The 26,996-nt window shown below is 60.4% G+C and carries 23 protein-coding genes and 1 pseudogene; 15 read left to right on the top strand and 9 right to left on the bottom strand.

The annotated features are described in order from the left end of the window. Window positions 1-50 precede the first annotated feature (50 nt). From ODQ19_RS19340 to ODQ19_RS19325, 4 genes are all read left to right on the top strand, one after another. Window positions 51-1,604: a sugar ABC transporter ATP-binding protein gene (locus tag ODQ19_RS19340; RefSeq protein WP_032897009.1), complete on the top strand. Its 1,554-nt coding sequence runs from the start codon at window positions 51-53 to the stop codon at window positions 1,602-1,604. Window positions 1,605-1,630: 26 nt separating this feature from the next. Continuing rightward, window positions 1,631-2,653, top strand: coding sequence for an ABC transporter permease (locus ODQ19_RS19335; protein ID WP_003191668.1), 1,023 nt, complete (start codon window positions 1,631-1,633; stop codon window positions 2,651-2,653). Window positions 2,654-3,091: 438 nt separating this feature from the next. Then, window positions 3,092-3,496, top strand: coding sequence for a TraR/DksA family transcriptional regulator (locus ODQ19_RS19330; protein ID WP_003191666.1), 405 nt, complete (start codon window positions 3,092-3,094; stop codon window positions 3,494-3,496). A gap of 158 nt (window positions 3,497-3,654) precedes the next feature. Next, on the top strand, window positions 3,655-3,858 hold the full coding sequence (locus ODQ19_RS19325) for a hypothetical protein (RefSeq protein WP_014718764.1): 204 nt from the start codon (window positions 3,655-3,657) through the stop codon (window positions 3,856-3,858). A gap of 1 nt (window position 3,859) precedes the next feature. On the opposite strand, the gene ODQ19_RS19320 is transcribed toward ODQ19_RS19325, so the two are convergent. The 3 genes from ODQ19_RS19320 to ODQ19_RS19310 all read right to left on the bottom strand — a co-directional run bounded on the left by ODQ19_RS19320 (window position 3,860) and on the right by ODQ19_RS19310 (window position 4,788). Beyond that, window positions 3,860-4,102 carry a DUF2789 domain-containing protein gene (locus ODQ19_RS19320; RefSeq protein WP_072434054.1) on the bottom strand — a complete coding sequence of 81 codons (243 nt, stop codon included), beginning with the start codon at window positions 4,100-4,102 and terminating at the stop codon, window positions 3,860-3,862. Window positions 4,103-4,171: 69 nt separating this feature from the next. Further along, window positions 4,172-4,402, bottom strand: a complete 231-nt coding sequence (locus ODQ19_RS19315; RefSeq protein ID WP_330210959.1) for a hypothetical protein — start codon at window positions 4,400-4,402, stop codon at window positions 4,172-4,174. A 110-nt stretch (window positions 4,403-4,512) separates the two neighbouring features. Next, window positions 4,513-4,788, bottom strand: a complete 276-nt coding sequence (locus ODQ19_RS19310) for a hypothetical protein (protein WP_165861602.1) — start codon at window positions 4,786-4,788, stop codon at window positions 4,513-4,515. A gap of 398 nt (window positions 4,789-5,186) precedes the next feature. Here ODQ19_RS19310 and ODQ19_RS19305 point away from each other — a divergent pair, with 398 nt between their 5' ends. Both ODQ19_RS19305 and ODQ19_RS19300 read left to right on the top strand, forming a co-directional pair. Further along, entirely contained in the window at window positions 5,187-5,636 is a 450-nt protein-coding gene (locus tag ODQ19_RS19305) for a hypothetical protein (protein ID WP_178088100.1), read from the top strand. A gap of 130 nt (window positions 5,637-5,766) precedes the next feature. Next, window positions 5,767-6,774 carry an ABC transporter substrate-binding protein gene (locus tag ODQ19_RS19300; RefSeq protein ID WP_330210958.1) on the top strand — a complete coding sequence of 336 codons (1,008 nt, stop codon included), beginning with the start codon at window positions 5,767-5,769 and terminating at the stop codon, window positions 6,772-6,774. 157 nt (window positions 6,775-6,931) lie between these two features. Here the strand turns inward: ODQ19_RS19300 and ODQ19_RS19295 are convergent, their stop codons facing one another. Both ODQ19_RS19295 and ODQ19_RS19290 read right to left on the bottom strand, forming a co-directional pair. Beyond that, the gene (locus ODQ19_RS19295) at window positions 6,932-9,058 is read right to left on the bottom strand and encodes a TonB-dependent receptor (protein ID WP_330210957.1); all 2,127 of its coding nucleotides are present in this window, start codon (window positions 9,056-9,058) and stop codon (window positions 6,932-6,934) included. A gap of 91 nt (window positions 9,059-9,149) precedes the next feature. Beyond that, window positions 9,150-9,539 (bottom strand): DUF2946 domain-containing protein, encoded by a 390-nt coding sequence (locus ODQ19_RS19290; protein WP_116665688.1) that lies wholly within the window; start codon window positions 9,537-9,539, stop codon window positions 9,150-9,152. 93 nt (window positions 9,540-9,632) lie between these two features. Between ODQ19_RS19290 and ODQ19_RS19285 the strand changes: the two genes are divergently transcribed. The 6 genes from ODQ19_RS19285 (at window position 9,633) to ODQ19_RS19260 (ending at window position 18,451) form a co-directional block, all read left to right on the top strand. Beyond that, window positions 9,633-10,070: a DUF3995 domain-containing protein gene (locus tag ODQ19_RS19285; protein ID WP_116665687.1), complete on the top strand. Its 438-nt coding sequence runs from the start codon at window positions 9,633-9,635 to the stop codon at window positions 10,068-10,070. Between the two features lie 310 nt (window positions 10,071-10,380). Further along, window positions 10,381-11,547 (top strand): efflux RND transporter periplasmic adaptor subunit, encoded by a 1,167-nt coding sequence (locus ODQ19_RS19280; RefSeq protein ID WP_330210956.1) that lies wholly within the window; start codon window positions 10,381-10,383, stop codon window positions 11,545-11,547. After that, window positions 11,544-14,720 carry an efflux RND transporter permease subunit gene (locus ODQ19_RS19275; protein ID WP_116665685.1) on the top strand — a complete coding sequence of 1,059 codons (3,177 nt, stop codon included), beginning with the start codon at window positions 11,544-11,546 and terminating at the stop codon, window positions 14,718-14,720. Before ODQ19_RS19280 ends, ODQ19_RS19275 begins: the two co-directional genes overlap by 4 nt. Beyond that, on the top strand, window positions 14,717-16,168 hold the full coding sequence (locus ODQ19_RS19270; protein WP_330210955.1) for an efflux transporter outer membrane subunit: 1,452 nt from the start codon (window positions 14,717-14,719) through the stop codon (window positions 16,166-16,168). Before ODQ19_RS19275 ends, ODQ19_RS19270 begins: the two co-directional genes overlap by 4 nt. Window positions 16,169-16,687: 519 nt before the next feature. Then, window positions 16,688-17,794 (top strand): cell division protein ZapE, encoded by a 1,107-nt coding sequence (zapE, locus tag ODQ19_RS19265; protein WP_330210954.1) that lies wholly within the window; start codon window positions 16,688-16,690, stop codon window positions 17,792-17,794. Between the two features lie 165 nt (window positions 17,795-17,959). After that, window positions 17,960-18,451 carry a GNAT family N-acetyltransferase gene (locus ODQ19_RS19260; RefSeq protein WP_116665681.1) on the top strand — a complete coding sequence of 164 codons (492 nt, stop codon included), beginning with the start codon at window positions 17,960-17,962 and terminating at the stop codon, window positions 18,449-18,451. A gap of 102 nt (window positions 18,452-18,553) precedes the next feature. Here the strand turns inward: ODQ19_RS19260 and ODQ19_RS19255 are convergent, their stop codons facing one another. The 4 genes and pseudogenes from ODQ19_RS19255 to ODQ19_RS19240 all read right to left on the bottom strand — a co-directional run bounded on the left by ODQ19_RS19255 (window position 18,554) and on the right by ODQ19_RS19240 (window position 23,372). Beyond that, window positions 18,554-18,766, bottom strand: a complete 213-nt coding sequence (locus ODQ19_RS19255; protein ID WP_330210953.1) for a hypothetical protein — start codon at window positions 18,764-18,766, stop codon at window positions 18,554-18,556. A 141-nt stretch (window positions 18,767-18,907) separates the two neighbouring features. Further along, window positions 18,908-21,167, bottom strand: a pseudogene (locus ODQ19_RS19250) (TonB-dependent siderophore receptor). Window positions 21,168-21,295: 128 nt separating this feature from the next. Beyond that, window positions 21,296-23,038 carry a phosphoethanolamine transferase CptA gene (locus ODQ19_RS19245; RefSeq protein ID WP_116665678.1) on the bottom strand — a complete coding sequence of 581 codons (1,743 nt, stop codon included), beginning with the start codon at window positions 23,036-23,038 and terminating at the stop codon, window positions 21,296-21,298. Between the two features lie 157 nt (window positions 23,039-23,195). Continuing rightward, window positions 23,196-23,372 (bottom strand): DUF6026 family protein, encoded by a 177-nt coding sequence (locus tag ODQ19_RS19240; RefSeq protein WP_256660388.1) that lies wholly within the window; start codon window positions 23,370-23,372, stop codon window positions 23,196-23,198. 259 nt (window positions 23,373-23,631) lie between these two features. Here ODQ19_RS19240 and gnd point away from each other — a divergent pair, with 259 nt between their 5' ends. The 3 genes from gnd to ODQ19_RS19225 are packed head-to-tail and all read left to right on the top strand — an operon-like array spanning window position 23,632 to window position 26,956. Next, window positions 23,632-24,615: a phosphogluconate dehydrogenase (NAD(+)-dependent, decarboxylating) gene (gnd, locus tag ODQ19_RS19235; protein ID WP_057702872.1), complete on the top strand. Its 984-nt coding sequence runs from the start codon at window positions 23,632-23,634 to the stop codon at window positions 24,613-24,615. Then, on the top strand, window positions 24,612-26,135 hold the full coding sequence (gene zwf, locus ODQ19_RS19230; protein ID WP_073525153.1) for a glucose-6-phosphate dehydrogenase: 1,524 nt from the start codon (window positions 24,612-24,614) through the stop codon (window positions 26,133-26,135). Before gnd ends, zwf begins: the two co-directional genes overlap by 4 nt. Beyond that, window positions 26,132-26,956: an HAD family hydrolase gene (locus ODQ19_RS19225; RefSeq protein WP_330210952.1), complete on the top strand. Its 825-nt coding sequence runs from the start codon at window positions 26,132-26,134 to the stop codon at window positions 26,954-26,956. Before zwf ends, ODQ19_RS19225 begins: the two co-directional genes overlap by 4 nt. Window positions 26,957-26,996 lie beyond the last annotated feature (40 nt).

Below are 26,996 nucleotides of genomic sequence, written 5' to 3'. Positions count from 1 at the left end.
AATAAGCCGGCAGGGCGGTCACGGCCGCCCTGCAGATGGAGTACCTCCCTATGCTTGCTCAAGCCGCCACGTCGCAGCCCGCCGCCCACCCGGCGCTGGCGCTGGACGAACCCTACCTGCTGGAAATCCTCAACATCAGCAAAGGCTTTCCCGGTGTCGTGGCCCTGGACGATGTGCAGCTGCGGGTGCGCCCCGGCACGGTGCTGGCGTTGATGGGCGAGAACGGTGCGGGCAAGTCGACGCTGATGAAAATCATCGCCGGCATCTACCAGCCCGACGCCGGCGAGATTCGCCTGCGTGGCAAGCCGATCACCTTTGAGACGCCGCTGGCCGCGCAAAAGGCCGGGATCGCGATGATCCACCAGGAACTCAACCTGATGCCCCATATGAGCATCGCCGAGAACATCTGGATCGGCCGCGAGCAGCTCAACAGCCTGCACATGGTCAACCACCGCGAAATGCACCGCTGCACTGCCGAGTTGCTGGCGCGCCTGCGCATCAACCTCGACCCGGAAGAACAGGTCGGCAACCTGAGCATTGCCGAACGGCAGATGGTCGAGATTGCCAAGGCGGTGTCCTATGACTCCGACATCCTGATCATGGATGAACCCACCTCGGCCATTACCGACAAGGAAGTGGCCCACCTGTTTTCGATCATTGCCGACCTCAAGTCCCAGGGCAAAGGCATCGTCTATATCACCCACAAAATGAACGAAGTGTTCGCCATCGCCGATGAAGTGGCGGTGTTCCGCGACGGCCAATACATCGGCTTGCAACGTGCTGACAGCATGAACAGCGACAGCCTCATCTCGATGATGGTCGGGCGTGAACTGAGCCAGCTGTTCCCGGTGCGCGAAACGCCGATTGGTGACCTGCTGCTGTCGGTGCGCGACCTGAGCCTGGACGGCGTATTCAAGGACGTATCGTTCGACCTGCACGCCGGGGAGATCCTCGGGATCGCCGGGCTGATGGGCTCCGGGCGCACCAACGTGGCGGAAACTATTTTTGGCATCACCCCAAGCTCCAGCGGGCAAATCACCCTGGACGGCAAGGCGGTGCGCATTACCGACCCGCATATGGCCATCGAGAAAGGCTTTGCGCTGTTGACCGAGGACCGCAAGCTCAGCGGCCTGTTCCCGTGCCTGTCGGTGCTGGAGAACATGGAGATGGCGGTGTTGCCGCACTATTCGGGCAACGGTTTTATCCAGCAGAAGGCCTTGCGTGCCCTGTGTGAAGACATGTGCAAGAAACTGCGGGTGAAAACCCCGTCCCTGGAGCAATGCATCGACACCTTGTCCGGTGGCAACCAGCAAAAGGCCTTACTGGCGCGCTGGTTGATGACCAACCCACGCCTGCTGATCCTGGATGAACCGACGCGTGGTATCGATGTGGGCGCCAAGGCCGAGATCTATCGCTTGATCGCTTTTCTCGCCAGTGAAGGTATGGCGGTGATCATGATTTCTTCCGAACTGCCCGAAGTGCTCGGTATGAGCGACCGGGTGATGGTGATGCACGAAGGTGAACTGATGGGCACCCTGGATCGCGCCGAGGCGACCCAGGAAAAAGTCATGCAGTTGGCTTCCGGGATGACCGCAGTCCACTGATCTACAGAATAAGAAGGTGATGGGTTATGAACGCAATAACAGACAACAAGCCGGCAACCGCACCGGTCAAGAACCGTCGACGCATGCCCACCGAGCTGAGTATCTTCCTGGTGCTGATCGGTATCGGCCTGGTGTTTGAACTGTTTGGCTGGATCGTGCGCGACCAGAGCTTTCTGATGAACTCCCAGCGTTTGGTGCTGATGATCCTGCAGGTGTCGATCATCGGCCTGCTGGCCATCGGTGTGACTCAGGTGATTATCACTACGGGCATCGACTTGTCGTCCGGCTCGGTGCTGGCCTTGTCAGCGATGATCGCCGCCAGCCTGGCGCAGACCTCCGACTTTTCCCGAGCGGTGTTTCCGTCCCTCACCGATTTGCCGGTGTGGATCCCGGTGGCGATGGGCTTGGGCGTGGGGCTTTTAGCGGGCGCGATCAACGGAAGCATTATTGCGGTCACCGGCATTCCGCCGTTTATCGCAACCCTGGGCATGATGGTCTCGGCCCGTGGCCTGGCGCGCTATTACACCGAAGGTCAGCCGGTGAGCATGCTCTCGGACTCCTACACGGCGATCGGCCATGGCGCGATGCCGGTGATTATCTTCCTGGTGGTGGCGGTGATCTTCCACATCGCCCTGCGTTACACCAAGTATGGCAAGTACACCTATGCCATCGGCGGCAACATGCAAGCGGCGCGCACTTCGGGGATCAACGTCAAGCGTCACTTGATCATCGTCTACAGCATTGCCGGGCTGCTCGCAGGGCTGGCTGGCGTGGTGGCTTCGGCCCGCGCCGCGACCGGCCAGGCCGGGATGGGCATGTCCTATGAGCTGGACGCGATTGCCGCGGCGGTGATCGGCGGGACCAGCCTGGCCGGTGGAGTAGGGCGCATCACCGGCACGGTGATCGGCGCGTTGATCCTCGGGGTAATGGCCAGCGGGTTTACCTTTGTCGGGGTGGATGCGTATATCCAGGACATCATCAAGGGCCTGATCATTGTGGTGGCGGTGGTGATCGACCAATACCGCAACAAGCGCAAGCTCAAGCGCTGAGTTCCTGCCCCTGTAGGAGCGAGCTTGTGTGGCGAGCAAGCTTGCTTGCGCTGGGGGGCGAAGCACCCCCAATAAAAGCCGGAGACTGCTGCGCAGTCGGCGGGAGCAAGCTCCCTCGCCACAGCAAGCTCGCTCCTACAAGGGATGAGGCACTTTCAACCGTTTGTCTTCTATATAGCTCCACAACACTGAATTTCTTGCTATAAACGCACTCCGATGACCATTCGCCAAGCCCGTCCTGGTGCCTTTGGGGGTTAATCGGGAAAAAATGCCTGTCTTTTCAGTTGCTGCGCCCTCAAGTCGGCCTTAGACTGCCGCCCCTCGTAAATTGAGTGCCGGGTGGCGCTTGAAATGGACGGCGCCCTTCCGAGACCTGCACAGGCCTTGCGGAACGCTCCCTTATTCGCCTTAATGCACGTATTTTTTATAGAGAAATCAATGACAAAGGAAAAGTTGCTGGCCATGCCGGCGGATGACTACATGAATGCCGAACAGCACGCTTTTTTCGAGAAGTTGCTGCAAGACATGAAAGTGGAACACCACGAGCGCATTGAGCAGAACCGTATCGCCATTGAAAGCCTGGATACCCCGGCCGACCCGGCTGACGCGGCTTCTGTCGAAGAGGAGCGCACCTGGCTGGTGAACGCCATTGACCGCGACCAGCGCATGCTGCCGCAACTTGAGCGTGCCCTGGAACGCATCAAGGAAGATTCCTTTGGCTGGTGTGACGACAGCGGCGAGCCTATCGGCCTCAAGCGCCTGCTGATCAGCCCCACCACCAAGTACTGCATCGAAGCGCAAGAGCGCCACGAGCAAATCGACAAGCACCAGCGTCAAGCCTGATGCGCTGAATGGGGCGGCTCTCGAGCTGGCCGCCCCCGTCTCTACATTGTTGCTGTTTATGCAATGAAGCTATTCCGTAGATAGCTTTTTCCAACTGGAATAAAACCGTAGCATGGCCAACATTGTTAGCCAGCTAACTAATGCTGCGGAGAAGCTCCATGCAAAACAAAGTCGATGTGGCCGTGATGATCGGCAGTGGCGTGCCTGAAACCCTGCGTGCCCTGGGCCAGCGCGCCTGCTGGGTGGTGTTGCTCAACGGTGAGCAGCGCGGCACCGCGTTCGCCAGCCGGGACGAGGCGCAGGAATGCCAGGCTGCCTGGCAAGCTCTGTTGCGCAGTGAAGAGTCAGACAGCCTGCATTGAATCAAACGTGGGGACGTTCATGCAGCAGCGCATTGAGGTCATCCACTGCGGGTGCCCACTCTGCGTCGACGTGCAATTGTTCCCTGAGGAAGTTCGCCTGCTGTTCGCTCCAGAATGGCGCGTCGATGAGTTTTACCTCATCGGGCAGGCGATGTTCGGCGGTGAAACGTTCGATGGCTTCCTGGCTGGAATCCAGGCCCAGTTGTTCGAACAGGGTTTCAAGGGTTGGGGTGGTGGTGTCCATAACGTTCTCCATGCGGGTTTATCGTCATGCATGTGAGGGGTAGGGGGACGCCAGAGTTCTATCGGATTGTCAGGAATTGAGCGCGCCGCAATCCACGGCGGCTTTCAGTGCCTTGGCCGCCTCTTTGCCAGCGACGGCTGCTGCGTCGGCGGTTTTGAACCAGCGGTCTTTTTCCACTTGATGCGCGGTGACCTTGTTCAGCGGCGGTTTGGCTCGCATGATGATGACCGCTTGAAACTCACCCTCTACTTCCCTCGCATCGCCGTGGATAATAAATTCGCCAATATCAAATTCCGTCACGTATAGCCTTCCCTTCAAGGTAACTGCGCTGATGAAACCTGACCCGCAGGGGGCAAACTTCAATGGACGGGCGAGTATGGCAGTTGTTGAAGGAAGGTGGCGCAGTAAAGTCAGCCAGGTGACGAAACGACGCCACCGCAACGAGCGTGCAGCTTGGCTTCCAGGACCTTGGCCAGTTCGCAGGCCTTGTTGTGATCGCTGCGAAAACCCTTGATCCTGCCACTGGGCACTTCAAGAATATGAAAAAAGTTCTTTCCTGCCGGTACAACTTGATACAGAACTGAATTCAAGTACCCGTTAAGGTTAAGCAAGCAGTAGTATTGGCGTTCGTCTGGACATGATGAACGAGTGTGGAAAGACGTAGCGTCGTGTTGACGTCGTTGCATGCTCAGCTCCTGTCGATCGATCTTGTTAGCCTGTGGTTAGCGTTACCGGTGGTTTTGACCCCGGTTGCTGTTTTAGTATTGTCGTCGGCAGTTCGCGACTGGTTCCATGCCTTGAGTGTCTTTTTGTGTTAGGTGTCGGAAAACTGCATTTTTAATCGGGTTATTCTCTGAAGTTGGTCGACCCGTATTCTCGGGTCGTTGAACCTGTGATTTGCTGTACCACCGGATGACCTTTTATGAGGTCATCGGCAGATGTCTGTACTAGCCTTACGAGTTCTCTTCAGTTTTTTAATGACGCTGTGATCGTGTCGTAACGGCCATTTTTTTGTGCTGCTCGCTTTGGCGACCAGTGCTTTTTTTGATGTGGGGGCGTTTCCTTGGCAGTCAGTAATCTGGATATGCACGCGTTATTCGTGCTGGGTGATTTGCGCGCTAAGTTGGTCAAGCAGTTTCAATCCCGGTTTGTCTACGTCACTGAGCAGACGCCGGAAGGCATTTATATCGCCGAGATCGATACCGAAGCGGCGATGGTCGTGGATGACAAGCCACGTCTGGAACTCAAAGTGGGTGACCATTTTCGCGCGTCGGTGTTGCCCAGCCGTGAAGGTGGCAAGTTCGAATTGAGGTTTCGCGATATCAAGTTGACCGTGTACGGCATCGGCGACTATGCCTTTGTGTCGTCGAATGAAGGCCAGGGTATTGTGTTCAAGGAAGGCCACAGCGTGATGCTGGTATTCGCCGCCCATGAGCAATTGCAGGAAGGGTTGACCAAAACCCTGAAGGCCGTGACGGGCAAAGCCGCCAAATGGCGCAAGGGTGAGCTGGTGACCTTCAAGGCCAGCGAGTAGGCGATAAACACGCTGTGTATTTTTGACTTTTGGAACCTCTACTACAGTTGAGTTGACTTAACTATTCATAGGCTTCGCGCATTCGCAGCAAAGCCGTTCGCCATGACTGCGAAAAGCGAGGTGCAAAGGCATGAAAGGATTGAAGTCACTGCTGGCGGCGGGCCTGACGACCCTGAGTCTGTCACTGCCGGTATCGGCAGCCCAGGCGCCGGTGCATTTTGCCGACCTGAACTGGGAAAGCGGCAGCCTGATCACTGAAGTACTGCGTTTTATCGTCGAGAAGGGCTATGACCTGCCCACCGACACCTTGCCTGGCACCACCATCACCCTGGAAACCGCCCTGGCAAAGAATGACATTCAAGTGATCGGCGAGGAGTGGGCTGGCCGCAGCCCTGTGTGGGTCAAGGCTGAAGCCGAAGGCAAGGTGGCGGGCCTGGGCGATATCGTCAAAGGTGCTACCGAAGGCTGGTGGGTGCCGGAATACGTGGTCAAGGGTGACCCTTCCAAAGGGCTAAAACCCCTGGCTCCAGACCTCAAAAGCGTACAGGACCTGGCGCGCTACAAGGACGTGTTCAAAGACCCTGAATCTCCAGGCAAGGGGCGCTTTCTCAACAGCCCCATTGGCTGGACCTCCGAAGTGGTCAACAAACAGAAGCTCAAGGCTTATGGCCTGGACGACAGCTACGTGAACTTCCGCAGCGGTTCGGGGGCGGCGCTGGATGCGGAGATTGCTTCGTCGATTCGTCGGGGCAAGCCCGTGCTGTTCTATTACTGGTCGCCGACCCCGTTGATGGGCCGCTACAAATTGATCCAGCTGGAAGAACCAGCGTTTGATGCAGACGCGTGGAAGACCCTGACTGACGCCGACAACCCGAACCCGAAGCCGACACGCTCATTGGCTTCCAAGCTGAGCATTGGCGTGTCGACGCCGTTCCAGCGGGAACATCCACAGATTGCCCAGTTCTTCGAGAAGGTCGAGTTCCCCATCGAACCGCTTAACAAAGCCTTGGCGACGATGAGCGAACACCACACGCCACCTCGGGAGGTCGCCCAGGCGTTCCTCAAGGAACATCCGCAAGTGTGGAAGGCCTGGTTGACGGACGATGTGGCGCAGAAGGTCGAGGCGAGCCTCAAGTAACCGCCAGTCGTTGTATCGAGTGAAGATCAAAATGTGGGAGCTGGCTTGCCTGCGATGACTGAGTGTCAGACAACACTTTCTGATGCTGACCCACCGCTATCGCAGGCAGGCCAGCTCCCACATTCAATTGCATTTCAAGTCAACGGTCGTTGTAGCGTTAGAACTTGGTCTGTACGGCCAGTTCAAAGGTCCTCGGTGACCCCAGATAATACGCCGGCGACACATGGGCAAACTCCGCATACACCTCGTTAGTCAGGTTACGCACCCGCCCGGTTACCGAGGTGTTCGCATCCAGCTTATAACGCAGGAAGGTACCGAACAGCGTATAGGCCGGTACGGTCTGGGTGTTGGCATTGTCTGCATACACCTGGGCGACATAGCGCGCTTCCACCCCACCTTGCCAGTCCTCGGCAAAATCGTAGGTCAGCCACAGGTTGCCCACGCGCTTGGGCACGTTGGTTGGCGTATTGCCCTTGCGCGACACCACGGCGCCGCTGGCGATTTTCTCGTTGAACTCATCGTACTGCGCGTCTACCCAGGCGAAGTTGCCTTCGGCCAATAGCCTCGGCGTGATGCGCAGCGAGCTGGCCAGTTCAATGCCCTTGGACGACTGCGCGCCCACCGGGATGCTGCTGGTCGGGTCCAGCGGGTCGGTGACGGCAAAGTCCTTGCGTTCGATCTTGTAGGCGGCGACCGTGGCCGAGCCCCGACCTTCCAGGTAATCGAACTTGCTGCCGATTTCCCATTGCTTGCCCGTGGACACGTCGAACACTTGGGTGGTGGTATTGGGCTGTTCGACGGCGGTGCTGTATTGCACATAGACGTTGGCGGACGGGATGAACTGATAGGTCAGGCCCACCCGGCCCGTTACCGGTTCCCAACTGCGCTTGAAGTGCCGCGGGTTGGTGGCGGTGATGGTGCGGTGGTTGGTCACGTCCAGGTCGATGGCGTCATAGCGCAGGCCGGTCAGCAGCGAGAGCTTATCCGTCAGTCCCAGACGGTTTTCCACGAACAGTGCCTTGGTGGTTACTTGGTTGGTCGTGCCCTTTTCAAACCCCGGTTTCATACCTGGGATGTCATAGAAATGCCCTGGACCGTAGTCGTTCGGGTCAACTGTACTGTTACCCGAAGCTTTAAGCGGGTGGCTCGTGGTGCTATTGACCTTGTACTCAAAACCACCCGACCAGGTGGTGGCAAGGCCGAACATGCTCGTGTCATGGCGCAGTTCGAACTGGTTGCCGTTCTGCTCGCCCTGATGCCGCACCTGATAGGCCGTTGAGCGGTTCACCGCGCTGTTGTCGGCGTTGTACTGGTAAGTCTCCAGGTTGCGGTAATCGCGCTGGCTGTCGAGGTGGTAGAGGGTGTTTTTCAGCGTGGTGCTGTCGTTGATTCGGTAGTCGATGATCGAACGTGCCCAGATTGTTCGTTGCTCATAACGGCCGTCGGCAACGTTGTAGTTATTGAAGCGGTTGTGCTTGTCGATCTTCAGTTCACCGGCCTTGGGGTTGAGCACCGGTGTGCCCCAATACGGGCTGTCTTCATGCTCGTCCTGATACTCCAGGGCCAGGGTGTGGGACAGATTTGGGGTGAGGTCGCTGAGCAGGGAAAACGCCATGCTCCAGGCATCGCGCTGGTCGCGGTCTATGTAGCTGTGGTTGGTGTTGCGGCTCACATCCAGGCGGGCGTAATGCTGCACCTCGGCGCCGGGGTCGGTCAGCGCATGGTTGAGGCCAAATGCCATGCCCGCGGTGTCATAGCTACCATAGCTCAGTTGGCCTTCGACAGCCTGTTCCTCGCGGGTCGCAAGCTTTGTCACGTAGTTCAGCGAGCCACCCACGGAACCTGCACCGTTGATCAAGGAGGAGGGACCGCCCACCAGCTCGACGCGGTCGTAGATCCATGCATCCACCGGCCGTGCCAGGCCCGTGGCGACATTGATGCCGTTGAACATCTGGGTAATCTGGCTGCTGGTAAACCCTCGATACGAGACAAAACCACCAAACCCAGGTGGTGCGCTGGCGTTGACGCCGGGCAGGGTATTGGCCGCATCGCGAAAGGTCTTGGCGCCGTGGCGCTCGATATCGTTGCGGTTGGCGATGGCCACCGACGCCGGGGTTTCCCGCACGCTCAGGCCCAGACGCGAGGCCATGCCGCTGGATTGGTCCAGGACCAGACCTGGCTCGGCACTTTGCTCGCCGTCAATGGTGGTCGGCGCCAATTCAAGGGCTGAGGCGCAAACAGGCAGGCAGCCGAACAGGCCCGCCAGCAGGGGTAAATGTTTCATGGTTGAATCCTGAAAACTTGGCTCGAAAACAACGCACAGCTACCCGTACTCCTGACGGAAACGAGGCGATGCAGATCAGTAAGCGCAGGGATCAGGCAAGGGCAGGTGGCGCGCGCGGATTAGCCGCAGGCCAGGTGAAGCGGGCGGGAATGTCGGCGGCAAGCACCACCGCTGCGGGCGGCGCATGGGGTTGCGGCAGGACTGCCACATTCAGGTGGGAGTTGAGCGCCGGGCCCATGCCGCCGGTAGAACACAGCGGGCAACCAAACGCCTTCGACAGCGTTGGCAGGTTCTCGTCCGTCGAGTTGCTGGGCAGCGGGGCCTGGGTACGTGGGTCGACCGTACAGAACTGGCCGCTGATGCCGTTGAGCTGCATCCCCACCATTTGCCCATGACCAATGCTGCAGGCGAACACATTGAACAGGACGCAGCAATAGAGCATCCAGGCAATGAGTGAGCGGTCGGCACGGGCGAGTTTCATGGGGCGGCACTTTATCATCAGCGACCGACGAAATGCCTGCAAAAAATCTCAGGGCGACTATCCTCATTCGCACATTTTTGTGGAGCGCCGACCATGAGCTTTGTCATTGCGCGATGGATCGTCGGGGTATTTACCTTCATCAGCATGGTGCATCTGTATTGGGCTGCGGGTGGCAAGCTCGGCAGCCTGGCCGCTATGCCGCAACTGCCCGGAGAGTTTGCCAGCGGGCCCAGGCCGGCGTTCAAACCGTCGGCGCTGGGCACTTTTCTGGTGGCGATGGGGCTGGTGGCGATTGCCTTGCTTGTGTGCCTGCGCGCCGGGCTGTATTTCTCGCCGGTGTCCCACGGGGCGTTGCAGTGGGGCATCAGTGCGATTGCCGTGCTGATGTTTGCCCGAGCGATAGGGGATTCGGAGCTGGTGGGGTTTTTCAAGAAGGTCGGTGGCTCGAGGTTTGCTCGCCTGGACACCTATTTCTATTCGCCATTGTGCCTGGTGTTGGGCGCCGGCTTGCTGGTGGTGGCGTGGAGCTGAGCCCACAGATACCTGGCTGACACTGCGCATCCAAATGTGGGAGCTGGCTTGCCTGCGATGCAGACACCTCGGTCTATCAGCCAAACCGGGTTGATCCCTTCGCAGGCAAGCCAGCTCCCACCTTCAACCACGCTCGACAGGTAACCCCGAGCGCCACCAGGCCCCTCTGGCCGCCATTTGATTCCCCTCCAAGTATTTCCCAGACAAAAACACACCCCCCGGTTTTATAGCGCTTGACCTTCCCAGTATGGCAAGCCGGATAAAAACCCCAAGTGTCGGTTTGTCTTGAAAATTCCAAGGAGGGTGAACGATGTACACCAGACCAGTAAGCCTGATCACCGGGGCGTTGGCCGTAGCGTTGACGCTGGGCGGATGCTCGGACAATTCACCGCCAGCCGCAGCCGCCAAGCCCCCTGGCGTGCCAGTGGCCCAGGTGGTGGCGCGGGCGGTGACGCCATTTGTGGAGTACACCGGTTCGTTGACCGCCATCGACCAGGTTCAATTGCGCCCGCGAGTCAGTGGTTATCTGCAAAGTGTCAGCGTGCCCGAAGGTCAGTTCGTGGCTAAGGGCAGCCCGTTGTTTGTGATTGATCCGCGCATGTTCCAGGCGGCAGTGAACGCAGCCAAGGCGCGTTTGCGCGAGGCGCAGGCCAATGCATTACTGGCCCAGGCCGAGCATGGCCGCGCCGAGCAGTTGTTTGCCAAGAAGGTGGTGGCGCGTGATCGTCTCGACACCGCCACTGCCTCGTTGAATGCCGGCAGGGCCCAGGTCGAGGCTGCCAGGGCGGCATTGGATACGGCGCAATTGGACCTGAGTTATACCCACGTCACCGCGCCTATCAGCGGGCGTATCGATCGTGCCCTGGTGACTGAAGGCAACTATGTGACCCGTGGGGAAACAGCGCTGACCACGATTGTCTCCATCGACCCCTTGCATGTGTACTTCGATGTGGATGAACGCACTTACCTGCATTCGTTGGCAGCGACGCGGCAGCACGCCGGGTCCAAGGGCGAACAAGCCGCCAAGGTCATGGTGGCGATGCTCAACGATACGACCTATGCGCGGGCGGGTCGCGTGGACTTTCTGGCCAACTCGGCCGACCGCAAGACCGGCACGGTGCGCGTGCGTGCGGTGGTCGAAAACCCGGATGGGCGCTTGACGCCGGGGCTGTTCGCCAAGGTCAAGCTGGACACCGGCGCGGCGCAATCGCGGGTGTTGATTGCCGACCATTCCATCGGCACCGACCAGGGCCGCCGCTATGTGCTGGTAGTCGGTGAAGGCGACAAGACCGAATACCGCCCGGTCGAACTGGGCCCTGTGGTCGACGGCCTGCGGGTCATCGAACAGGGCCTGCAACCGGGCGAGCGCATTGTCGTCAAAGGGCTGGTGCGCCCCGGCATGCAGGTGACGCCGCTGGCTGCCAGTATTGAGGGCAAGCCGCTTGAAGCTCCGCTGGCGGTGGGGGGCGTGCAATGAGCTTCCCACGCTTTTTCATTGACCGACCGATCTTCGCCATCGTCCTGTCGGTATTGATGATGATTGGCGGCATCGTGGCTTTCTTTCACCTGCCGTTGAGCGAATACCCTGCCGTCACGCCGCCCACCGTGCAAGTGACCGCGTCTTACCCAGGGGCCAACCCGCAGGTGATTGCCGAGACGGTGGCGGCGCCGCTGGAACAGGTGATCACCGGGGTCGAAGGCATGCTTTACATGACCTCGCAGTCGGCCACCGATGGCCGCATGATCCTGACTGCGACCTTCGCCCAGGGCACCAACGCGGACATGGCGCAGATTCAGGTGCAGAACCGTGTCTCGCGGGCTTTGCCGCGCTTGCCCGAAGAGGTGCAGCGCCTGGGCGTGGTCACGCAGAAGACCTCGCCGGACATCCTCATGGTGGTCCACCTGCTGTCCCCCGACCAACGTTATGACCCGCTCTACATCTCCAACTATGCCTACCTGCAGGTGCGCGATGAGTTGTCGCGCCTACCGGGGATCAACGATGTGCTGGTGTGGGGCGCGGGTGAATACAGCATGCGCCTGTGGCTCGACCCGGACCTGATCGCCGCCCGTGGCTTGACCGCCGGTGATGTCATCACCGCCGTGCGCGAGCAGAACGTGCAAGTGGCGGCCGGCTCGGTCGGCCAGGCGCCGGATTCCACTGCCGCCTTCCAAGTCACGGTCAATACCCTGGGGCGCCTGACGGATGAAGAGCAGTTTGGCGACATCATCATCCGCACCGGCGATAACGGCCAGGTCACGCGCCTGCGTGATGTGGCCCGTATCGAGATGGGCGCCGATGCCTACGCGCTGCGCAGCCTGTTGGACGGTGAGCCTGCGGTGGCCTTGCAAATTATCCAGAGCCCAGGGGCGAACGCGCTGGATGTGGCGCAGTCGGTGCGCGACACCATGCAGCGACTGCAAACCAACTTCCCCGAGGGGTTGGTGTCGCGGATTGCCTATGACCCCACCGTGTTTGTGCGCGCTTCGCTGGAGTCGGTGGCCATCACGCTGATGGAAGCGATCCTGCTGGTGGTGATCGTGGTGGTAGTGTTCCTGCGCAACTGGCGTGCGTCGCTGATTCCTTTGATGGCCGTGCCGGTGTCGATCATTGGCACCTTTGCGGTCATGCACCTGATGGGCTTCTCCCTCAATACCTTGTCGCTGTTCGGCCTGGTGCTGTCGATTGGCATCGTGGTCGACGATGCAATCGTGGTGGTGGAGAACGTCGAGCGGCATATCGAGAACGGCGAGGAGCCGATGCAGGCTGCGCGGCGGGCGATGGGCGAGGTCACCGGCCCTATCATTGCGATCACCTCGGTGCTGGCGGCCGTGTTCATTCCCACCGCGTTTCTCAGTGGCCTGCAAGGCGAGTTCTATCGGCAGTTTGCGCTGACCATCGCGATCTCCACCATCCTCTCGGCGGTCAACTCGTTGACCCTTAGCCCGGCGCTGGCCGGCCTGTTGCTGCGGCCACGGCATGCCGCCGTGGCGCATGACCCGCGCAGCCTGCGGGGTCGCGCCACGCGGCTGCTTGAGGTGCTGGGCCGGCCGTTCCAGCGTGCGCCGCAAGCCTATGGCAACACCGTGCGCAAGGTCGTCGGCCGTCGCGGCGTGGCGCTGTTGGCCTACGGCGGTTTGCTCGCGTTGACCTGGTTCGGCTTCAACGCGGTACCGGCCGGCTTCGTGCCGATGCAAGACAAGTACTACCTGGTCGGTATCGCCCAACTGCCGAACGCGGCCTCATTGGAGCGTACCGATGCGGTGGTGCGGCAAATGTCGAAAATCGCCTTGGATGAGCCGGGGGTCGAGAGTGTCGTGGCGTTCCCGGGGCTGTCGGTCAACGGCTTCGTCAACGTCCCGAATGCGGCGGTGATGTTCGTGATGCTTGATCCGTTCAAAGAACGCACCTCGCCGGATATGACAGCGGTCGCCATCGCCGGGCGCCTGCAAGCCAAGTTCGCGAGCATCCCCGACGGCTTCCTCGGGGTGTTCCCACCGCCGCCGGTACCGGGGCTCGGGGTAACCGGGGGCTTCAAGCTGCAGGTCGAGGACCGTGGCGGCGTCGGGCTTGAGGCGCTGGTGCAGCAGACCCAGATACTGATGACCAAAGCCACTGAGTCAGGCCAGGTGGCCGGGCTGATGACCAGTCTGGACGTCAACGCGCCGCAACTGAATGTCGACATCGACCGCACTCAGGTCAAGAGCCAGGGCGTACGCCTGGCGGATGTATTCGAGTCGCTGCAGGTCTACCTGGGCTCGCTGTATGTCAACGACTTCAACCGGTTTGGCCGCACCTACAAAGTCACGGCCCAGGCCGATGCGGACCACCGCATGCAGGCCGAAGCCATCGGCCGTCTGCAGGTGCGCAACGCCGCCGGGGACATGCTGCCGTTGTCGGCGTTTGTCACGGTCACGCCGAGTTCCGGGCCTGACCGGGTGATTCACTACAACGGCTATCCCTCGGCGGATATCTCTGGCGGCGCGATGCCAGGCGTGAGCTCGGGGCAGGCGGTCGCCCTCATGGAGCGCCTGGCCCAAGAGGTACTGCCCGAGGGCGTGACCTATGAATGGACGGACCTGACCTACCAGCAAAAGCTCGCCGGGTCATCGGCCCTGTTTATTTTTCCGCTGTGTGTGTTGCTGGCGTATCTGATCCTCGCCGCGCAGTACAACAGCTGGCTGCTGCCGTTGGCGGTGTTGCTGATCGTGCCCATGTGCCTGCTCAGCGCAATCCTCGGCGTGTGGCTGGTGGAGGGCGACAACAACGTGTTCGTGCAGATCGGGTTGGTGGTGCTGGTGGGCTTGGCGGCGAAGAACGCCATCCTGATCGTCGAGTTTGCCCGCAGCCTCGAAGCCGAAGGCGCCAGCCCATTGGAAGCGGTGATCCACGCCTGTCAATTGCGCCTGCGCCCGATCCTGATGACGTCCCTGGCGTTTATCGCCGGCGTAGTCCCGCTGGTATTTGCCAGTGGCGCCGGCGCCGAGATGCGCCATGCCATGGGGGTTGCGGTGTTTGCCGGGATGTTGGGCGTGACGCTGTTCGGCCTGTTCCTGACGCCCGTGTTCTATGTGGTGATGCGCAGCCTGGCGCTGCGCGTGGAGCGCCGGGGGGCGAGTCCGAAGGTGCAGCTAAAGGAGAGCGCATCATGAAACAGGCGTATCCAGTTTTTCTGTTGTCGTTGACCCTGCTGGCCGGTTGCGGTTCGGTGGGGCCTGATTACTCCGCACCGGTGCTGCCCGCCGCACAGCGGCCTGCGAGCTTCGGTGCGCCCATCGCCGGGCTCGGTACGGGCGAGGTAGAGGTGCAGTGGTGGCAGGTGTTCGACGAGCCGGCACTGAGCCAATTGATTCAGCAGGCACTGGCGGCCAACCATGACATCGGCATCGCCGCCGCACGCCTGGACGAAGCCAAGGCGCTGCTGCGCGAAAGCCGCCAAGGCTTCCTGCCCAGTGGCGGCGCTGCCCTGGGCTACGAGCACCGCCAGCGCAGCGAGGTCGAGACTCCGTTCGGCGAGCAGCGCTCCATTGAAACCACCCGCGCGGCGGTGGATGCGGCCTGGGAAATCGACTTGTTTGGCCGCGTGCGTCGCTCGGTGGAGGCGGCCCAGGCCCAGGCGGGGTCGCGTCAGGCATTGCTGCGCAGCGTGCAAGCGAGCGTCGCGGCGACGGTCGCTGCCACCTGGTTTGACCTGCAAGGCATCGAAGCCGAACAGGCGGTGGTCGCCGATATCAGCCAGAGCCAGCGCGACAGCCTGGACCTGGTGGGGCAGATGGTCAGCGTCGGCGCCGCCACCGAATTCGACCGGTTGCGTGCCGAGGCCTTGTTGCGCAATGTCGAGGCGGTAGCGCCTGACCTGGAGCGACGTCGCGCCAAGTCAACCAACGCGTTGGCGGTGCTGTTGGGTCAAGCGCCTCAAGGGTTCAAGGTACCCCAGGCCCGTCCTGGGCGTGAAACCTTGAACCTGCGCACGCTGCAGGTGGGAGACCCGGCCGGCTTGCTGGCGCGCCGCGCCGATATTGCCGCGGCCGAACGCACGCTGGCGGCCGCGACTGCGCAGATCGGCGTGGAAACCGCTGGCTTGTATCCGGACATTCAGGTGCAGGGTTCCATCGGCTTACTGGCCGGAAGTCTCAGCGCTTTGGGCGATGCGGGCATGCAGTCGAACTTTATCGCCCCGGTGATTCGCTGGTCACTGCTGGACACCGGGCGCGTACGTGCGCGGATTGCCGCCAGCGAAGCGCGCACCCAAGCTGCCTTGATCGCCTATGACCAGACCGTATTGCGGGCCCTGCAGGAAACCGATGATGCGTTCCAGGCCAACCGTACAGCCGGTAATGCCTTGGGCTTGCGGCTGCTGGAAGCGGCGGCCAATCGTGAGGCAGCCAGCTTTGCGCGCGAGCGGTTTGCGCAAGGTGAGGGTGTGTACCTGGATGTGCTTGAGGCCGAACGCGCGGACTTCACCAGCCGCCGGGCGTTGACGGCGGCGCGCACGGAACAGCGCTTGGCGGTGGTGGGGATCTATAAGGCGCTGGGTGGTGGGTGGGAGGTCTGTGAGCTGGCGGGGCAGGCGTGCAAGGGGGCCACGGTGTTGCGCTAACGCGGACCTGTGGGAGCTGGCTGCCTGCGATGGCGGCCCGACAGCCGACGCCTATCTACCTGACACCCCGCGATCTAAATGTGGGAGCTGGCTTGCCTGCGAAGACGGCCTGACAGTCAACACAGTTGGACCGTGTACATATCCATTCCTGCGGTAACGGCCACTTAGGGTTCCGCCCAACGGCGGTTCACTTTGCAAAAGCCGGGATGCCGGCCCAGGCCAAAGTAAGCAAAACGCTCTTGCCCCACCACTCGGCACCTCGCTTAGGCTCGGTGTGCCCGTAATCCGCCAGTGATTTGGGGGGCCGCCGCCACGCGCCATCCATGGCGCGGGGCGGCTAAACCGGCATCCCTGCCGGTTTACCCCCCAAATCCCTGTCGAATTCCGGCCAGCGTGGTTTAACGGGGCGCCTGAGATCAAGATCAAAAGCAGATCAAGAGCGGCTCGCTTCGCATCGTGGTTACCGTCGGCAGCAAGATTTCGCGCCTCGACAGCTCTACGTCCGTCATACTGGCAGCTATGACTTTCGACTCGCCTCTCGCCGCTTACCAACATGCCATCGCCCAGCCAGGTTTCGTCGCCGACGACGCCCAGCGCCGGGCGGTACAAGCCTTGCAAGCCTGTCACGAGGCCTTGCATCAAGGGCGTTCGTCGATTGCTGGCGTTTACCTGTGGGGGCCGGTGGGGCGTGGCAAGACCTGGTTGATGGACCAGTTCTACCAAAGCCTGCGCGTGCCTGCGCGGCGTCAGCATTTTCATCATTTCATGGCCTGGGTACACCAGCGCTTATTCCAGCTCACGGGCACCCAGAACCCCTTGCAGGCGTTGGCCAGGGAGCTAAGCCAGGCGGTGCGTGTGCTGTGCTTCGATGAGCTGTTTGTGAATGATATCGGGGACGCGATCATTCTTGGCCGTCTGTTCCAGGTGATGTTCGAGGAGGGTGTGGTGATGGTGTGCACATCCAACCAGCCGCCCGACCAGCTGTATGCCGATGGCTTCAACCGTGAGCGTTTCCTGCCGGGCATCGATGCGCTCAAGCAGCATATGCAGGTGGTGGCCGTGGACGGTGGCGAGGATCATCGCTTGCATCCCGGCGTGGGCATGCAGCGTTACTGGGTGAGTCAACCCGAGGCACTGGCGGCGGTATTCCGACAATTGAGCCAAGGCCAAGCCGTGAGCAGCGGGGCGGTAAGCGTAGGGCACCGCACCATCATGACGGTGCAGGCCAGTGACACCGTGCTTTGGTGTCGCTATGCCGACCTGTGTGAGCAACCCCTGGCGGCCATGGATTTCATGCTGTTGTGTGATCGCTTTCACGCCATCCTGCTGGGAGACGTCCCCAACCTCAGTGCACAGAAACGCCCGGGCCGGATTGCCCGTGGCACCGAAGACGGCGCCGAGCGCGTGGTGGCCGGGGATCGAGAGTTGCCGCAGCTGTCGGTGCACGATGACAGCGTGCGACGTTTTATCGCGTTAGTGGACGAATGCTACGACCGCAAAGTGCCACTCTTTATCGACGCCGCGGTGCCGTTGCACAGCCTGTATACCGAAGGCTACCTGGAGTTTCCTTTCCGCCGCACCCTGAGCCGTCTGCAAGAGATGCAGCTGCAACGCTTCGCCGCCTAGGAAAAGTCGCCGCTCCAAAGCTCATTGCACACTTTGATGCGCGCAACCTTCGCACTTTCTGTCAGCTATTTGTCGCTTATCTCCTTCATCTACTGCCGACTCCACGCTTACAATCGCACCTCTCAAAGGGAAACGATTCCCTGGTTGTCGCTATCGAGGAAGGAAATGGACACCCCAGACATCCTGGTGCTGCAAGCCAGCTATACCAACGCCGTGCACGCCGACGCCATTGGCCTGCTGCTCAACCATTACGCTGAAGATCCGATGGGTGGCGGCCACAGCCTGCCAGCCGATCTCTTGCAGCAACTGCCAGGCGAACTGGCCAAGCGCCCACACGCGTTCAGTGTGCTGGCGTTTGTCGGGGGTGAGCCAGCAGGGTTGGTCAATTGTTTCGAAGGTTTTTCGACCTTCGCCTGCCGGCCCTTGGTCAATGTCCATGATGTGGTGGTGAAAGAGCAGTTTCGGGGGTTGGGGTTGAGTCAGAAGATGCTGCAAAAGGTCGAGGAAATCGCCCGGCAGCGCGGTTGCTGCAAAATCACCCTCGAAGTGCTGGAAGGCAATGCACTGGCGCAATCGGCCTATCGCAAGTTCGGGTTTGACGACTCCGTGTTTGATCCCGCCCATGGGCGGATGCTGTTCTGGAGTAAACCGTTGTAATAATTAACCGGCAAAAAAAAGGGCGCCATTAAAGGGCGCCCAATAAACCTTTGCCAACGGAGCAGAATGGCGCAGGGTACTACGGATTAAGTAAGCATTAACTCAGCTGTTCGGTTGCGCCTGATCAACCGTGTCGCCCTTGACCGACTTGCCATCGGCGCTGGCAACTTGCTGCTCAGCCTTGCCGTGGGTTTTTTCCTGAATGAAGCTGAAGTTGTTGTAGAACTCCTTGGAGCGCTCTGCGCCGCCCTCTGCAAAGGCGGCGGCAGAGGTCAGGGTCATCAGGCTGGCAAGCATCAAGGTCGAGAGTTTCATAGTGGTATCCCCATTAAAAGTGATAGGTGTCCGGTCGCTCCGTGATCAGAGCATGGAGCGACTATGGCGTTATCTTATTAAGTGGGAATTAACGGGAAATGCCGTTGAAGTTAACAGTTTTGTTAACTTCAACGGGCGAGGCTATAACTTCCAATCCAATGCCAGCGTGACGGAACGCGGCTCGCCCCAATACACGCCGTTATAAAAACCAACGCGCTCGTAATATTTCTTATCAAAGAGATTATTCACGTTGACCGACGCCGAAACCTGTTCGTCGAACTGGTAGCGTGACATCAGGTTGACCACGGTGTAGCCCTGTTGCGTGATTTTCGCTCGGGTGGTTATTGGCCGGCCTTCGCTGTTGCGCTGCCCGGTCGGGCGGTTGCTGAAGTCGTAGGTTTCGCTCTGCCAGTTCACGGCGCCGCCGACGGTCAGGTTGCGCCAGGCGCCCGGCAGGCGCCCGGCAGGCGCCCGGCAGGCGATAGGCGCTGGAGATCTTCACCAGGTTCAACGGTTGGCTGGTGTTATTGCGTTTGTCCGAGCCATTGACCGAATGGGTGTAGGTATAGCCGGCGGTCAGGTTCCAGTCCGGCGTGATTTCACCGGCGGCTTCCAGCTCGAAGCCGTTGACCTTATTACCTTTGCCGCCGGATCTGTAGTACTCCTCGCCCGTGACCGGGTTGGGCGGGACTGAGTCATCCCGCTCGGCGACGTTGTCCTGGGTACTCCAGAAGTACGCGGCGGCCAGGTTCAAGCGCTCGTTCAGCACGCTGCCCTTGAGGCCCACTTCGTAGTTACTGCCGACCACGGGCTCCAGGTACTTCTTGTTGGCATCACGGTAGTCCTGGGGTTTGAAGATGTCGGTATAGCTGGCGTAGACGGTGTACTGCGGCGTGATGTCGTAGAGCAGGCCGGCGTAGGGCGTCCACATATCATTGTGGGTCTGGCTGGTTTTGCCCGAAGCAGTCAGTTGGTCGTTGGCATTGTATTCGGGCGTGGCGCTTTCCAGTTCCCAACTGCCGTAACGGCTGCCCAGCACGGCGTGCAAGCGGTCAGTGAGGCTCAGCCGCGTGGCCAGGTAACCAGCTTTCTGTTGTTTCTTGCTGTGCTCGCCCTTCAGGTCGGTTACCTGGTCGGTGAACTTGCCGATGCCACCCATGTGCTTCCAGTCCTGAATGGGGTAGTAGCTGGCTGGCAGGTCGCTGCGCATGAAGGGCGAGACATCCCGTTGGGCGGCTTCGCCATAGCCCATCATCAGAGCGTGTTCACGGCCCAGCAGCGTATAGCTGCCGGCCAGGTTGAGGTCGATGGCCTCCATGCGCGAGGTCCCGCGCATATGGCTGGCCCAGGCCGTCATGCCGCTGCGGTCGGGGTTGGGGAAACCGGCGCCGCCGTAATACACCTTGCCATCGGTGTCGCTCTGGCGATGGGTGTAGGCGGCCTTCAGGTGCCAGTCGCCGCCGAGCCGATGGTCGAGGGTGGCGAAGGTGGTCTTGTCAGTCAGCGGCCAGGAACTCCAGTGCGCCGCCATGTTGGTGGCACGCGGCAGCCTTGCCTTGCCGCCCTGGCTGTTCCAGTAGGGCACGGTGCCCCAAGACGTGCCTTGCACCTGCTTGTCCTGGTAATCGAAGCCGACGGCCAGCACGGTATCGTCGGAAAGATCGCCCTCGAGAATGCCGTATCCCACTGCCCGCTGCAGCCCATAGTTGTCACGAAACGACTTGCTGTCGCGGTAAGCCAGCACGCTACGCCCGCGCAGTTTGCCGTCGAACGCCAGCGGGCCGCCCACGTCAACGTAGCTGTAGTAGTTGTCATGACTGGCGCCACTGATGCCGGTCTTGGCCTGCCACTGGGCGGTAGGGCGCTTGCGCACCATGTTGACGGTGGCCGAAGGGTCGCCTGCGCCCGTGGTCAGGCCCGTCGCGCCGCGTACTACTTCGATGCGGTCGTAGATGATGGTGTCGGCGTCGGTCTTCATGTAGCCGAAAGTGTTGAGCATCCCGTCAACCTGGAAGTTGCTGATGCCATAGCCTCGGGCGGAGTAGTAGACACGATCGGAGTCGTAATGCTGAACGTTGACGCCCGTGGTCTGGCGCAACACATCCGTCAGGGTATTGAGATTGAAGTCGTCCATCTGCTGGCGTGTGATCACCGAGATCGATTGCGGGGTCTCCTTGACGGAGAGGTTCAGCCGCGTGGCGGTGCTCATCGAACCAGTAGTGTAGGCGCCGGTGTGCTCGGTGGTGGCGCCCAGGCCGTCGGCGCTGATGGTGGTCGCGCCCAGTTCCAGGGCTTTGGCGGGGGGTGTATCGGGGGCGGTGTCGGCCAGCGAATCCGGGCTCAGCGCCAGGCTGAACAGGCCGAAGGTGAAGGTCATGGAACGGGTGAAGGGCGCAAACATCGCTGCAGACTCCTTGTCGTCTTTGATACCTCCCCAGGCAGGGAGGGCTTGGTTCAAAGACGAAAGGAACTGCGGAACTTTAGGCTCAAACGAGAATGATTGTTATCTTTCTGTTACGAGACCTTGGCTTACTTGGCCACCACTTCGGCGCCGTCGGCCTTCTTGGGCTTGATCAGGCTGAAGTCGATCAGCGCCTTCTGCTTGGTCTCGTAAGGGTTGCCGATCAACAGGGGACGTGGCTTGAAGCTGTCGCTCACCAGGCTCTTGCTGTGGTCCAGCTCATCGAAACTCAAGCCTGCCATGTCGGCCCAGGTGTGGATCAACTGCGAACTGCTGTAAGGCCGTTGCAAGTCGCCGGCGAAGCTCCAGTCGTGGCTTTCGCGCCATTTGGGCGAGGCGTAGGCCATGAACGGGATGGTGTACATCGGCGCGGTCGGCTTGCCTTCGTTACGGCCCAAGGTGTCGTGGCCGGCGGAGTCGAACACGTCTTCGCCGTGGTCCGAGAGGTACAGCAAAAAGCCGTTGGGGTCGGTCTTGGCGTAGTCCTTGATCAGGCTGGAGACCACGAAATCGTTGTACAGCACCGCGTTGTCATAGCTGTTGTAGGTCGGCAGCTGCGCATCGCTGACACCCGCTGGCACGCCCTGGCGGTCGGTGAACTTGTCGAAGGTTGGCGGGTAGCGGTACTGGTAGCTCATGTGGGTGCCCAGCAGGTGCACCACGATGAACTTGCGTTCGGCGGTATCGGCCAGGGCCTTGGAAAACGGCGCCAGTACGTCGCCGTCGTACTGACGGGCGTTCTGGTTGCGGTTGTTGTTCAGGTACACCTGCTCGTCGGCCTGTTCGGAAAAGGTCGTGAGCATGGTGTTGCGTTTGGTCATGGTCTGCTGGTTGGTGATCCAGAAGGTCTTGTAGCCGGCTTGTTTCATCACGCTGACAATCGACGGCGTCTTGAGGTACAGATCCGGGTTTTCTTCGTCAGCGAAGGTCAGCACCTGTTGCAGCGCTTCAATGGTGTAGGGGCGCGGGGTGATGACGTTATCGAACACGGCCAGTTGGTCGCGCAGCTTGTCCAGTTCCGGCGTGGTGTTGCGCGGGTAGCCGTAGAGGCTCATGCGCTGGCGGTTGGTCGACTCGCCGATGACCAAGACAAGTGTGGACGGCTGGCCGGCCATGCTGTCCTTGAGGTTGTTCAAGGGCGGGATCTTACTCGCACTGGTGAGCATGCCTTGCATGTTGTCCAGCTGCTCGGTGTAGCGACGGTACGCGACGATCATCTGCCAAGGCACGGCAGGCTCGATGCGGGTTTCGAAACGGTCGATGGCCAATTCCATGGTTTCGCTGGTGGCGATCTGCTTGACCAGTGGGTAGCCCACCACCGCCAGGACGATGGCAATGGCTGCCACGATCGACTGGCCGCGAGGCAGGTACACCGGGCGCAAGCGCGTCCACAGGAGGATGGCGAAGGCGGTGTGGGCAATGAACGCCAGCACGATCCACCAGGCAAAGTATTGGGTGGCATATTCGCCGGCTTCAGAGATGTTCGACTCGAACATGATGAAGATGACGCTCTGGGAGAACTCCTGCTGGTAAATGAAGAAATAACCCAGGCTCGCCATGGAGCAAGCCCACAGCACCACGCCGATCAAGGCGGCGAGCAGGCGCGTACGACGCGGGAACAGCAACATCGGCGCCAGCCACAGCGCACTCATGAAGAAGGCCTGGCGGAAGCCACTGAAGCCGGAGGTGCCGGTCAGTTGGATAAGAAGTTGGGTAATACCCGAGAAATACCAGAAAAACAGGAATAACCAGCCAAGGCCGGCCCAATCAAAGCCTTTCGCAGTCGTCGTGCTGCGTTTGAACATCGCCATCCAGCGCCCCATCAGAAAAAGATTGTCGCGCACAGGCGCGCAACATCGGGCCGCCCAGGAAGTGAGCGGCATCGCGGAACGGGAGTATCAAGAGGGGAATGTGAAAACTTCGTGAGTTTTCTGTAGGTATTGCCTTACAACGCGTTCGGCCCGGGCTTCAGCACAGGGCTGGCTTGGCATCCGACGGTTGATCGAGCTGGGCTTGAAGGTGCAAGCGCAGGCGCAGGACTTCCTGTTGCAACTGATCGCGCTCGTCTTTCAACTGGCGCAGTTCATCGCGACGGATGGTGACGTAGAGGGTCTGTGGCGGACGGGTCATCTGTGCAGTGCTCATTGCTTACCTCGCAAATAGCCGGTAGATCGCGGTGCCAAAACAGGTTTTTGGCAACAGTCGGAAGCAAGTTTGAATTCTTTTTCGCAGCAAGGGAACTTTTTTATTTTTGGTGGTCGTGTGACTTTTGTCGGGGTGATGGTGAAACGATGGCCACTTTTTTGTCATGAAACTACATGGATCCGCTCTGGACTAACCCTCATTAGCCTCATTGCGCTATAAACTATGTCACACATTTTTTAGAAGTTAGGAGCATCAGCACATGCAACTGGGGATTATCGGACTAGGCCGCATGGGCGGTAACATTGCGCGGCGCCTGATGCTCAATGGGCATACCACCGTTGTATACGACCGTAACGAAGCCTTCGTCAAAGCCCTGAGCGAGGAGGGCGCCACCGGCGTCGCCGACTTGAAAGCGCTGGTGGCCGGCCTGCAAAAGCCCCGTGCTGTCTGGGTCATGTTGCCAGCGGGCGCGCCCACCGAAGACACCATCAACGCATTGAGCGAACTGCTGGAAGACGGCGATGTGATCATCGACGGCGGCAACACCAACTACAAGGACGACGTGCGTCGCGGCAAAGCCCTGGCTGAAAAGGGCCTGCACTATGTGGACGTGGGCACCTCGGGCGGCGTCTGGGGCCTGGAGCGTGGCTATTGCATGATGATCGGTGGCGACACCGAGACCGTGAATCGTCTCGACCCGATCTTCAAAAGCCTGGCGCCGGGCCTGGGTAACATCCCGCGCACCAAGGACCGTTCGGCCTCTGCCGACCCACGTGCTGAGCAGGGCTACATTCACGCCGGCCCAGCGGGTTCGGGGCACTTCGTCAAGATGATCCACAACGGCATCGAGTACGGAATGATGCAGGCGTTTGCCGAAGGTTTTGACATCCTCAAGACCAAGAACTCGGAAAACCTGCCGCAAGACCAACGCTTTGACCTCAACGTTGGCGACATCGCCGAAGTCTGGCGTCGTGGCAGCGTGGTGTCGTCCTGGCTGCTGGACCTGACCGCCGACGCCCTGGCCACCGACCCGAAACTCGACGGCTACTCGGGCTCCGTGGCCGACAGCGGTGAAGGCCGTTGGACCATTGAAGCAGCCATGGAGCAGGCCGTGCCGGTTCCGGTGTTGTCGACCTCGCTGTTCGCGCGTTTCCGTTCCCGCCAGCAGAGCACCTACGGTGACAAAATGCTGTCTGCCATGCGCTTCGGCTTTGGCGGCCATGTGGAGACTTCCAAAAAATGACCGCCAACGGCAAGAAACCCACGGCCGAACCCGCTCCACCCACCACGTTGTTTCTGTTTGGCGCCCATGGCGACCTGGTCAAGCGCCTGCTCATGCCGGCGCTGTACAACCTGAGCCGCGACGGGTTGCTGGGTGATGGCCTGCGTATCGTCGGCGTTGATCACAACGCCATCAGCGATGCGGACTTTGCCAAGAAACTCGAGGACTTCATTCGTACCGAGGCCTCCAGCAAGGTCAGGGGCAATGCTGAGAACGCCCTCGACCCCGCGTTGTGGGCGCAATTGGCCAAGGGCATCAGCTACGTCGAGGGCGATTTCCTCGACGACAGCACCTATGCCGATATCGCCAGCAAGATCGCTGACAGCGGCACCGCCAATGCGGTGTTCTACCTGGCCACCGCTCCGCGCTTTTTCAGTGAAGTGGTGCAGCGCCTGGGCAGTGCCGGTTTGTTGAATGAAACCGACGATGGCTTTCGGCGCGTGGTGATCGAGAAACCGTTCGGCTCCGACCTGGCTACCGCCGAGGCGCTCAACGCCTGCCTGCTCAAGGTGATGAGCGAGAAGCAGATCTACCGCATCGACCACTACCTGGGCAAGGAGACGGTGCAGAACATCCTGGTCAGCCGTTTCTCCAACGTGCTGTTCGAAGCGTTCTGGAACAACCACTACATCGATCACGTGCAAATTACTGCTGCTGAAACCGTCGGCGTTGAAACCCGGGGCAACTTCTTCGAGAAGACCGGCACACTGCGGGACATGGTGCCCAACCACCTATTCCAGCTGCTGGCGATGGTCGCCATGGAGCCGCCGGCAGCCTTTGGTGCCGACGCGGTGCGGGGTGAGAAGGCCAAAGTGGTCGGTGCGATCCGCCCCTGGTCGCTGGAAGATGCGCGGGCCAACTCGGTGCGCGGCCAATACACCGCCGGAGAAATTGCCGGCAAGCCATTGCCCGGCTATCGCGAAGAAGCCAACGTCGCGCCGGACAGCAGCACCGAGACGTTCGTCGCGCTCAAAGTGATGATTGATAACTGGCGCTGGGTCGGTGTGCCGTTTTACCTGCGTACCGGCAAGCGCATGAGCATCCGCGACACCGAGATCGTGATCTGCTTCAAGCAGGCGCCTTATGCGCAATTTCGCGATACCGAAGTCGATGAGCTCAAGCCCACTTACCTGAAGATCCAGATCCAGCCGAACGAAGGCATGTGGTTCGACCTGTTGGCTAAGCAGCCGGGGCCGACTCTGGAGATGGCCAATATCGAATTGGGCTTTGACTACAAGGACTTCTTCGAGATGCAACCGTCGACGGGTTACGAAACCCTGATCTACGACTGCATGACCGGCGACCAGACCCTGTTCCAGCGTGCAGATAACATCGAGAACGGTTGGCGTGCGGTGCAGCCATTCCTGGATGCGTGGAAGCAAGATGATGGTATCCAGGCTTACAAGGCTGGTGAGGATGGCCCAGCGGCGGCCGATGCCTTGCTGGCCCGCGATGGCCGCGCTTGGCATAGCCTCGGATGAGTGACGCGACGATTCATCCCATCCGGTTTGTCCTCAGTGATGTGGACGGGACGCTATTGCATCCCGACCACAGCCTCAGCCAACGCACCGCCGATGCCATTCGCGCGATGCGCGAGGCCGGGGTACTTTTCAGCCTGGCCAGCGGGCGTCCGCCCAAGGCCATGCGGCATTTGATCGAGACCTTTGGCATCGATGTGCCGGTGGCCGGCTTTAATGGCGGTACGTTGGTCAACCCGGATGGCAGCATCCTGGTTGCTCATCATCTGCCGGCGGAAGCGGCGCTGATCACCCTGGCGCTGTTTTCGGCCGAGCCGGACGTGGAAGTCTGGGTATTTGCCGATGGCGACTGGCTGCGCCGTGATCCGCCCGGGCCCATGGTGCAGCGCGAAGCCGATGGCTTGGGCTATGGGCCGGTGGTGGTGGAGAGTTTCGAGCCCTATCTGGACCGGGTCGACAAGATCGTCGCCGCCACCAACAACACCCAGTTGTTGGTGGAGCTGGAGGCACAATTGCAGCCGAAAGTGCAGGGGTTGGCCCAGGTGTCGCGTTCGCAGCCGGTGTACCTGGACGTGACAGCGATGCTGGCCAACAAAGGCGAAGCCTTGAAAACCCTGGCCGAGCATCTGGGCGTGCCGCTTGCGCAAACGGCCGCGATTGGCGACGGTGGCAATGACCCGGCGATGTTTCATGTGGCGGGTTTGTCGATTGCCATGGGCCAGGCCGAAGAAACCGTCAAGCGCCAGGCCAACGTGGTCACCGGCAGCAATGTCGAGGACGGCGCTGCCGAGGCGTTCGAGCGCTTTATTCTCGCCGCACGTTAAGCGTCGAAGTGTGGCTGCACAACTTCCAGCTCAAGTTTTA

This window comes from Pseudomonas sp. AM4(2022) (genome assembly GCF_036346515.1).
Taxonomy (GTDB): domain Bacteria; phylum Pseudomonadota; class Gammaproteobacteria; order Pseudomonadales; family Pseudomonadaceae; genus Aquipseudomonas; species Aquipseudomonas paracarnis.
Note: the sequence above shows the minus strand (reverse complement) of the source record. Positions and strands in the feature narration are given on the sequence as shown.

Coding starts and splice junctions, on each gene's coding strand:
- ODQ19_RS19340 (WP_032897009.1), top strand. CDS start 51: ATGCTTGCTCAAGCCGCCACGTCGCAGCCCGCCGCCCACCCGGCGCTG.
- ODQ19_RS19335 (WP_003191668.1), top strand. CDS start 1,631: ATGAACGCAATAACAGACAACAAGCCGGCAACCGCACCGGTCAAGAAC.
- ODQ19_RS19330 (WP_003191666.1), top strand. CDS start 3,092: ATGACAAAGGAAAAGTTGCTGGCCATGCCGGCGGATGACTACATGAAT.
- ODQ19_RS19325 (WP_014718764.1), top strand. CDS start 3,655: ATGCAAAACAAAGTCGATGTGGCCGTGATGATCGGCAGTGGCGTGCCT.
- ODQ19_RS19320 (WP_072434054.1), bottom strand. CDS start 4,102: ATGGACACCACCACCCCAACCCTTGAAACCCTGTTCGAACAACTGGGC.
- ODQ19_RS19310 (WP_165861602.1), bottom strand. CDS start 4,788: ATGCAACGACGTCAACACGACGCTACGTCTTTCCACACTCGTTCATCA.
- ODQ19_RS19305 (WP_178088100.1), top strand. CDS start 5,187: ATGCACGCGTTATTCGTGCTGGGTGATTTGCGCGCTAAGTTGGTCAAG.
- ODQ19_RS19300 (WP_330210958.1), top strand. CDS start 5,767: ATGAAAGGATTGAAGTCACTGCTGGCGGCGGGCCTGACGACCCTGAGT.
- ODQ19_RS19295 (WP_330210957.1), bottom strand. CDS start 9,058: ATGAAACATTTACCCCTGCTGGCGGGCCTGTTCGGCTGCCTGCCTGTT.
- ODQ19_RS19290 (WP_116665688.1), bottom strand. CDS start 9,539: ATGAAACTCGCCCGTGCCGACCGCTCACTCATTGCCTGGATGCTCTAT.
- ODQ19_RS19285 (WP_116665687.1), top strand. CDS start 9,633: ATGAGCTTTGTCATTGCGCGATGGATCGTCGGGGTATTTACCTTCATC.
- ODQ19_RS19280 (WP_330210956.1), top strand. CDS start 10,381: ATGTACACCAGACCAGTAAGCCTGATCACCGGGGCGTTGGCCGTAGCG.
- ODQ19_RS19275 (WP_116665685.1), top strand. CDS start 11,544: ATGAGCTTCCCACGCTTTTTCATTGACCGACCGATCTTCGCCATCGTC.
- ODQ19_RS19270 (WP_330210955.1), top strand. CDS start 14,717: ATGAAACAGGCGTATCCAGTTTTTCTGTTGTCGTTGACCCTGCTGGCC.
- zapE (WP_330210954.1), top strand. CDS start 16,688: ATGACTTTCGACTCGCCTCTCGCCGCTTACCAACATGCCATCGCCCAG.
- ODQ19_RS19260 (WP_116665681.1), top strand. CDS start 17,960: ATGGACACCCCAGACATCCTGGTGCTGCAAGCCAGCTATACCAACGCC.
- ODQ19_RS19255 (WP_330210953.1), bottom strand. CDS start 18,766: ATGAAACTCTCGACCTTGATGCTTGCCAGCCTGATGACCCTGACCTCT.
- ODQ19_RS19245 (WP_116665678.1), bottom strand. CDS start 23,038: ATGGCGATGTTCAAACGCAGCACGACGACTGCGAAAGGCTTTGATTGG.
- ODQ19_RS19240 (WP_256660388.1), bottom strand. CDS start 23,372: ATGAGCACTGCACAGATGACCCGTCCGCCACAGACCCTCTACGTCACC.
- gnd (WP_057702872.1), top strand. CDS start 23,632: ATGCAACTGGGGATTATCGGACTAGGCCGCATGGGCGGTAACATTGCG.
- zwf (WP_073525153.1), top strand. CDS start 24,612: ATGACCGCCAACGGCAAGAAACCCACGGCCGAACCCGCTCCACCCACC.
- ODQ19_RS19225 (WP_330210952.1), top strand. CDS start 26,132: ATGAGTGACGCGACGATTCATCCCATCCGGTTTGTCCTCAGTGATGTG.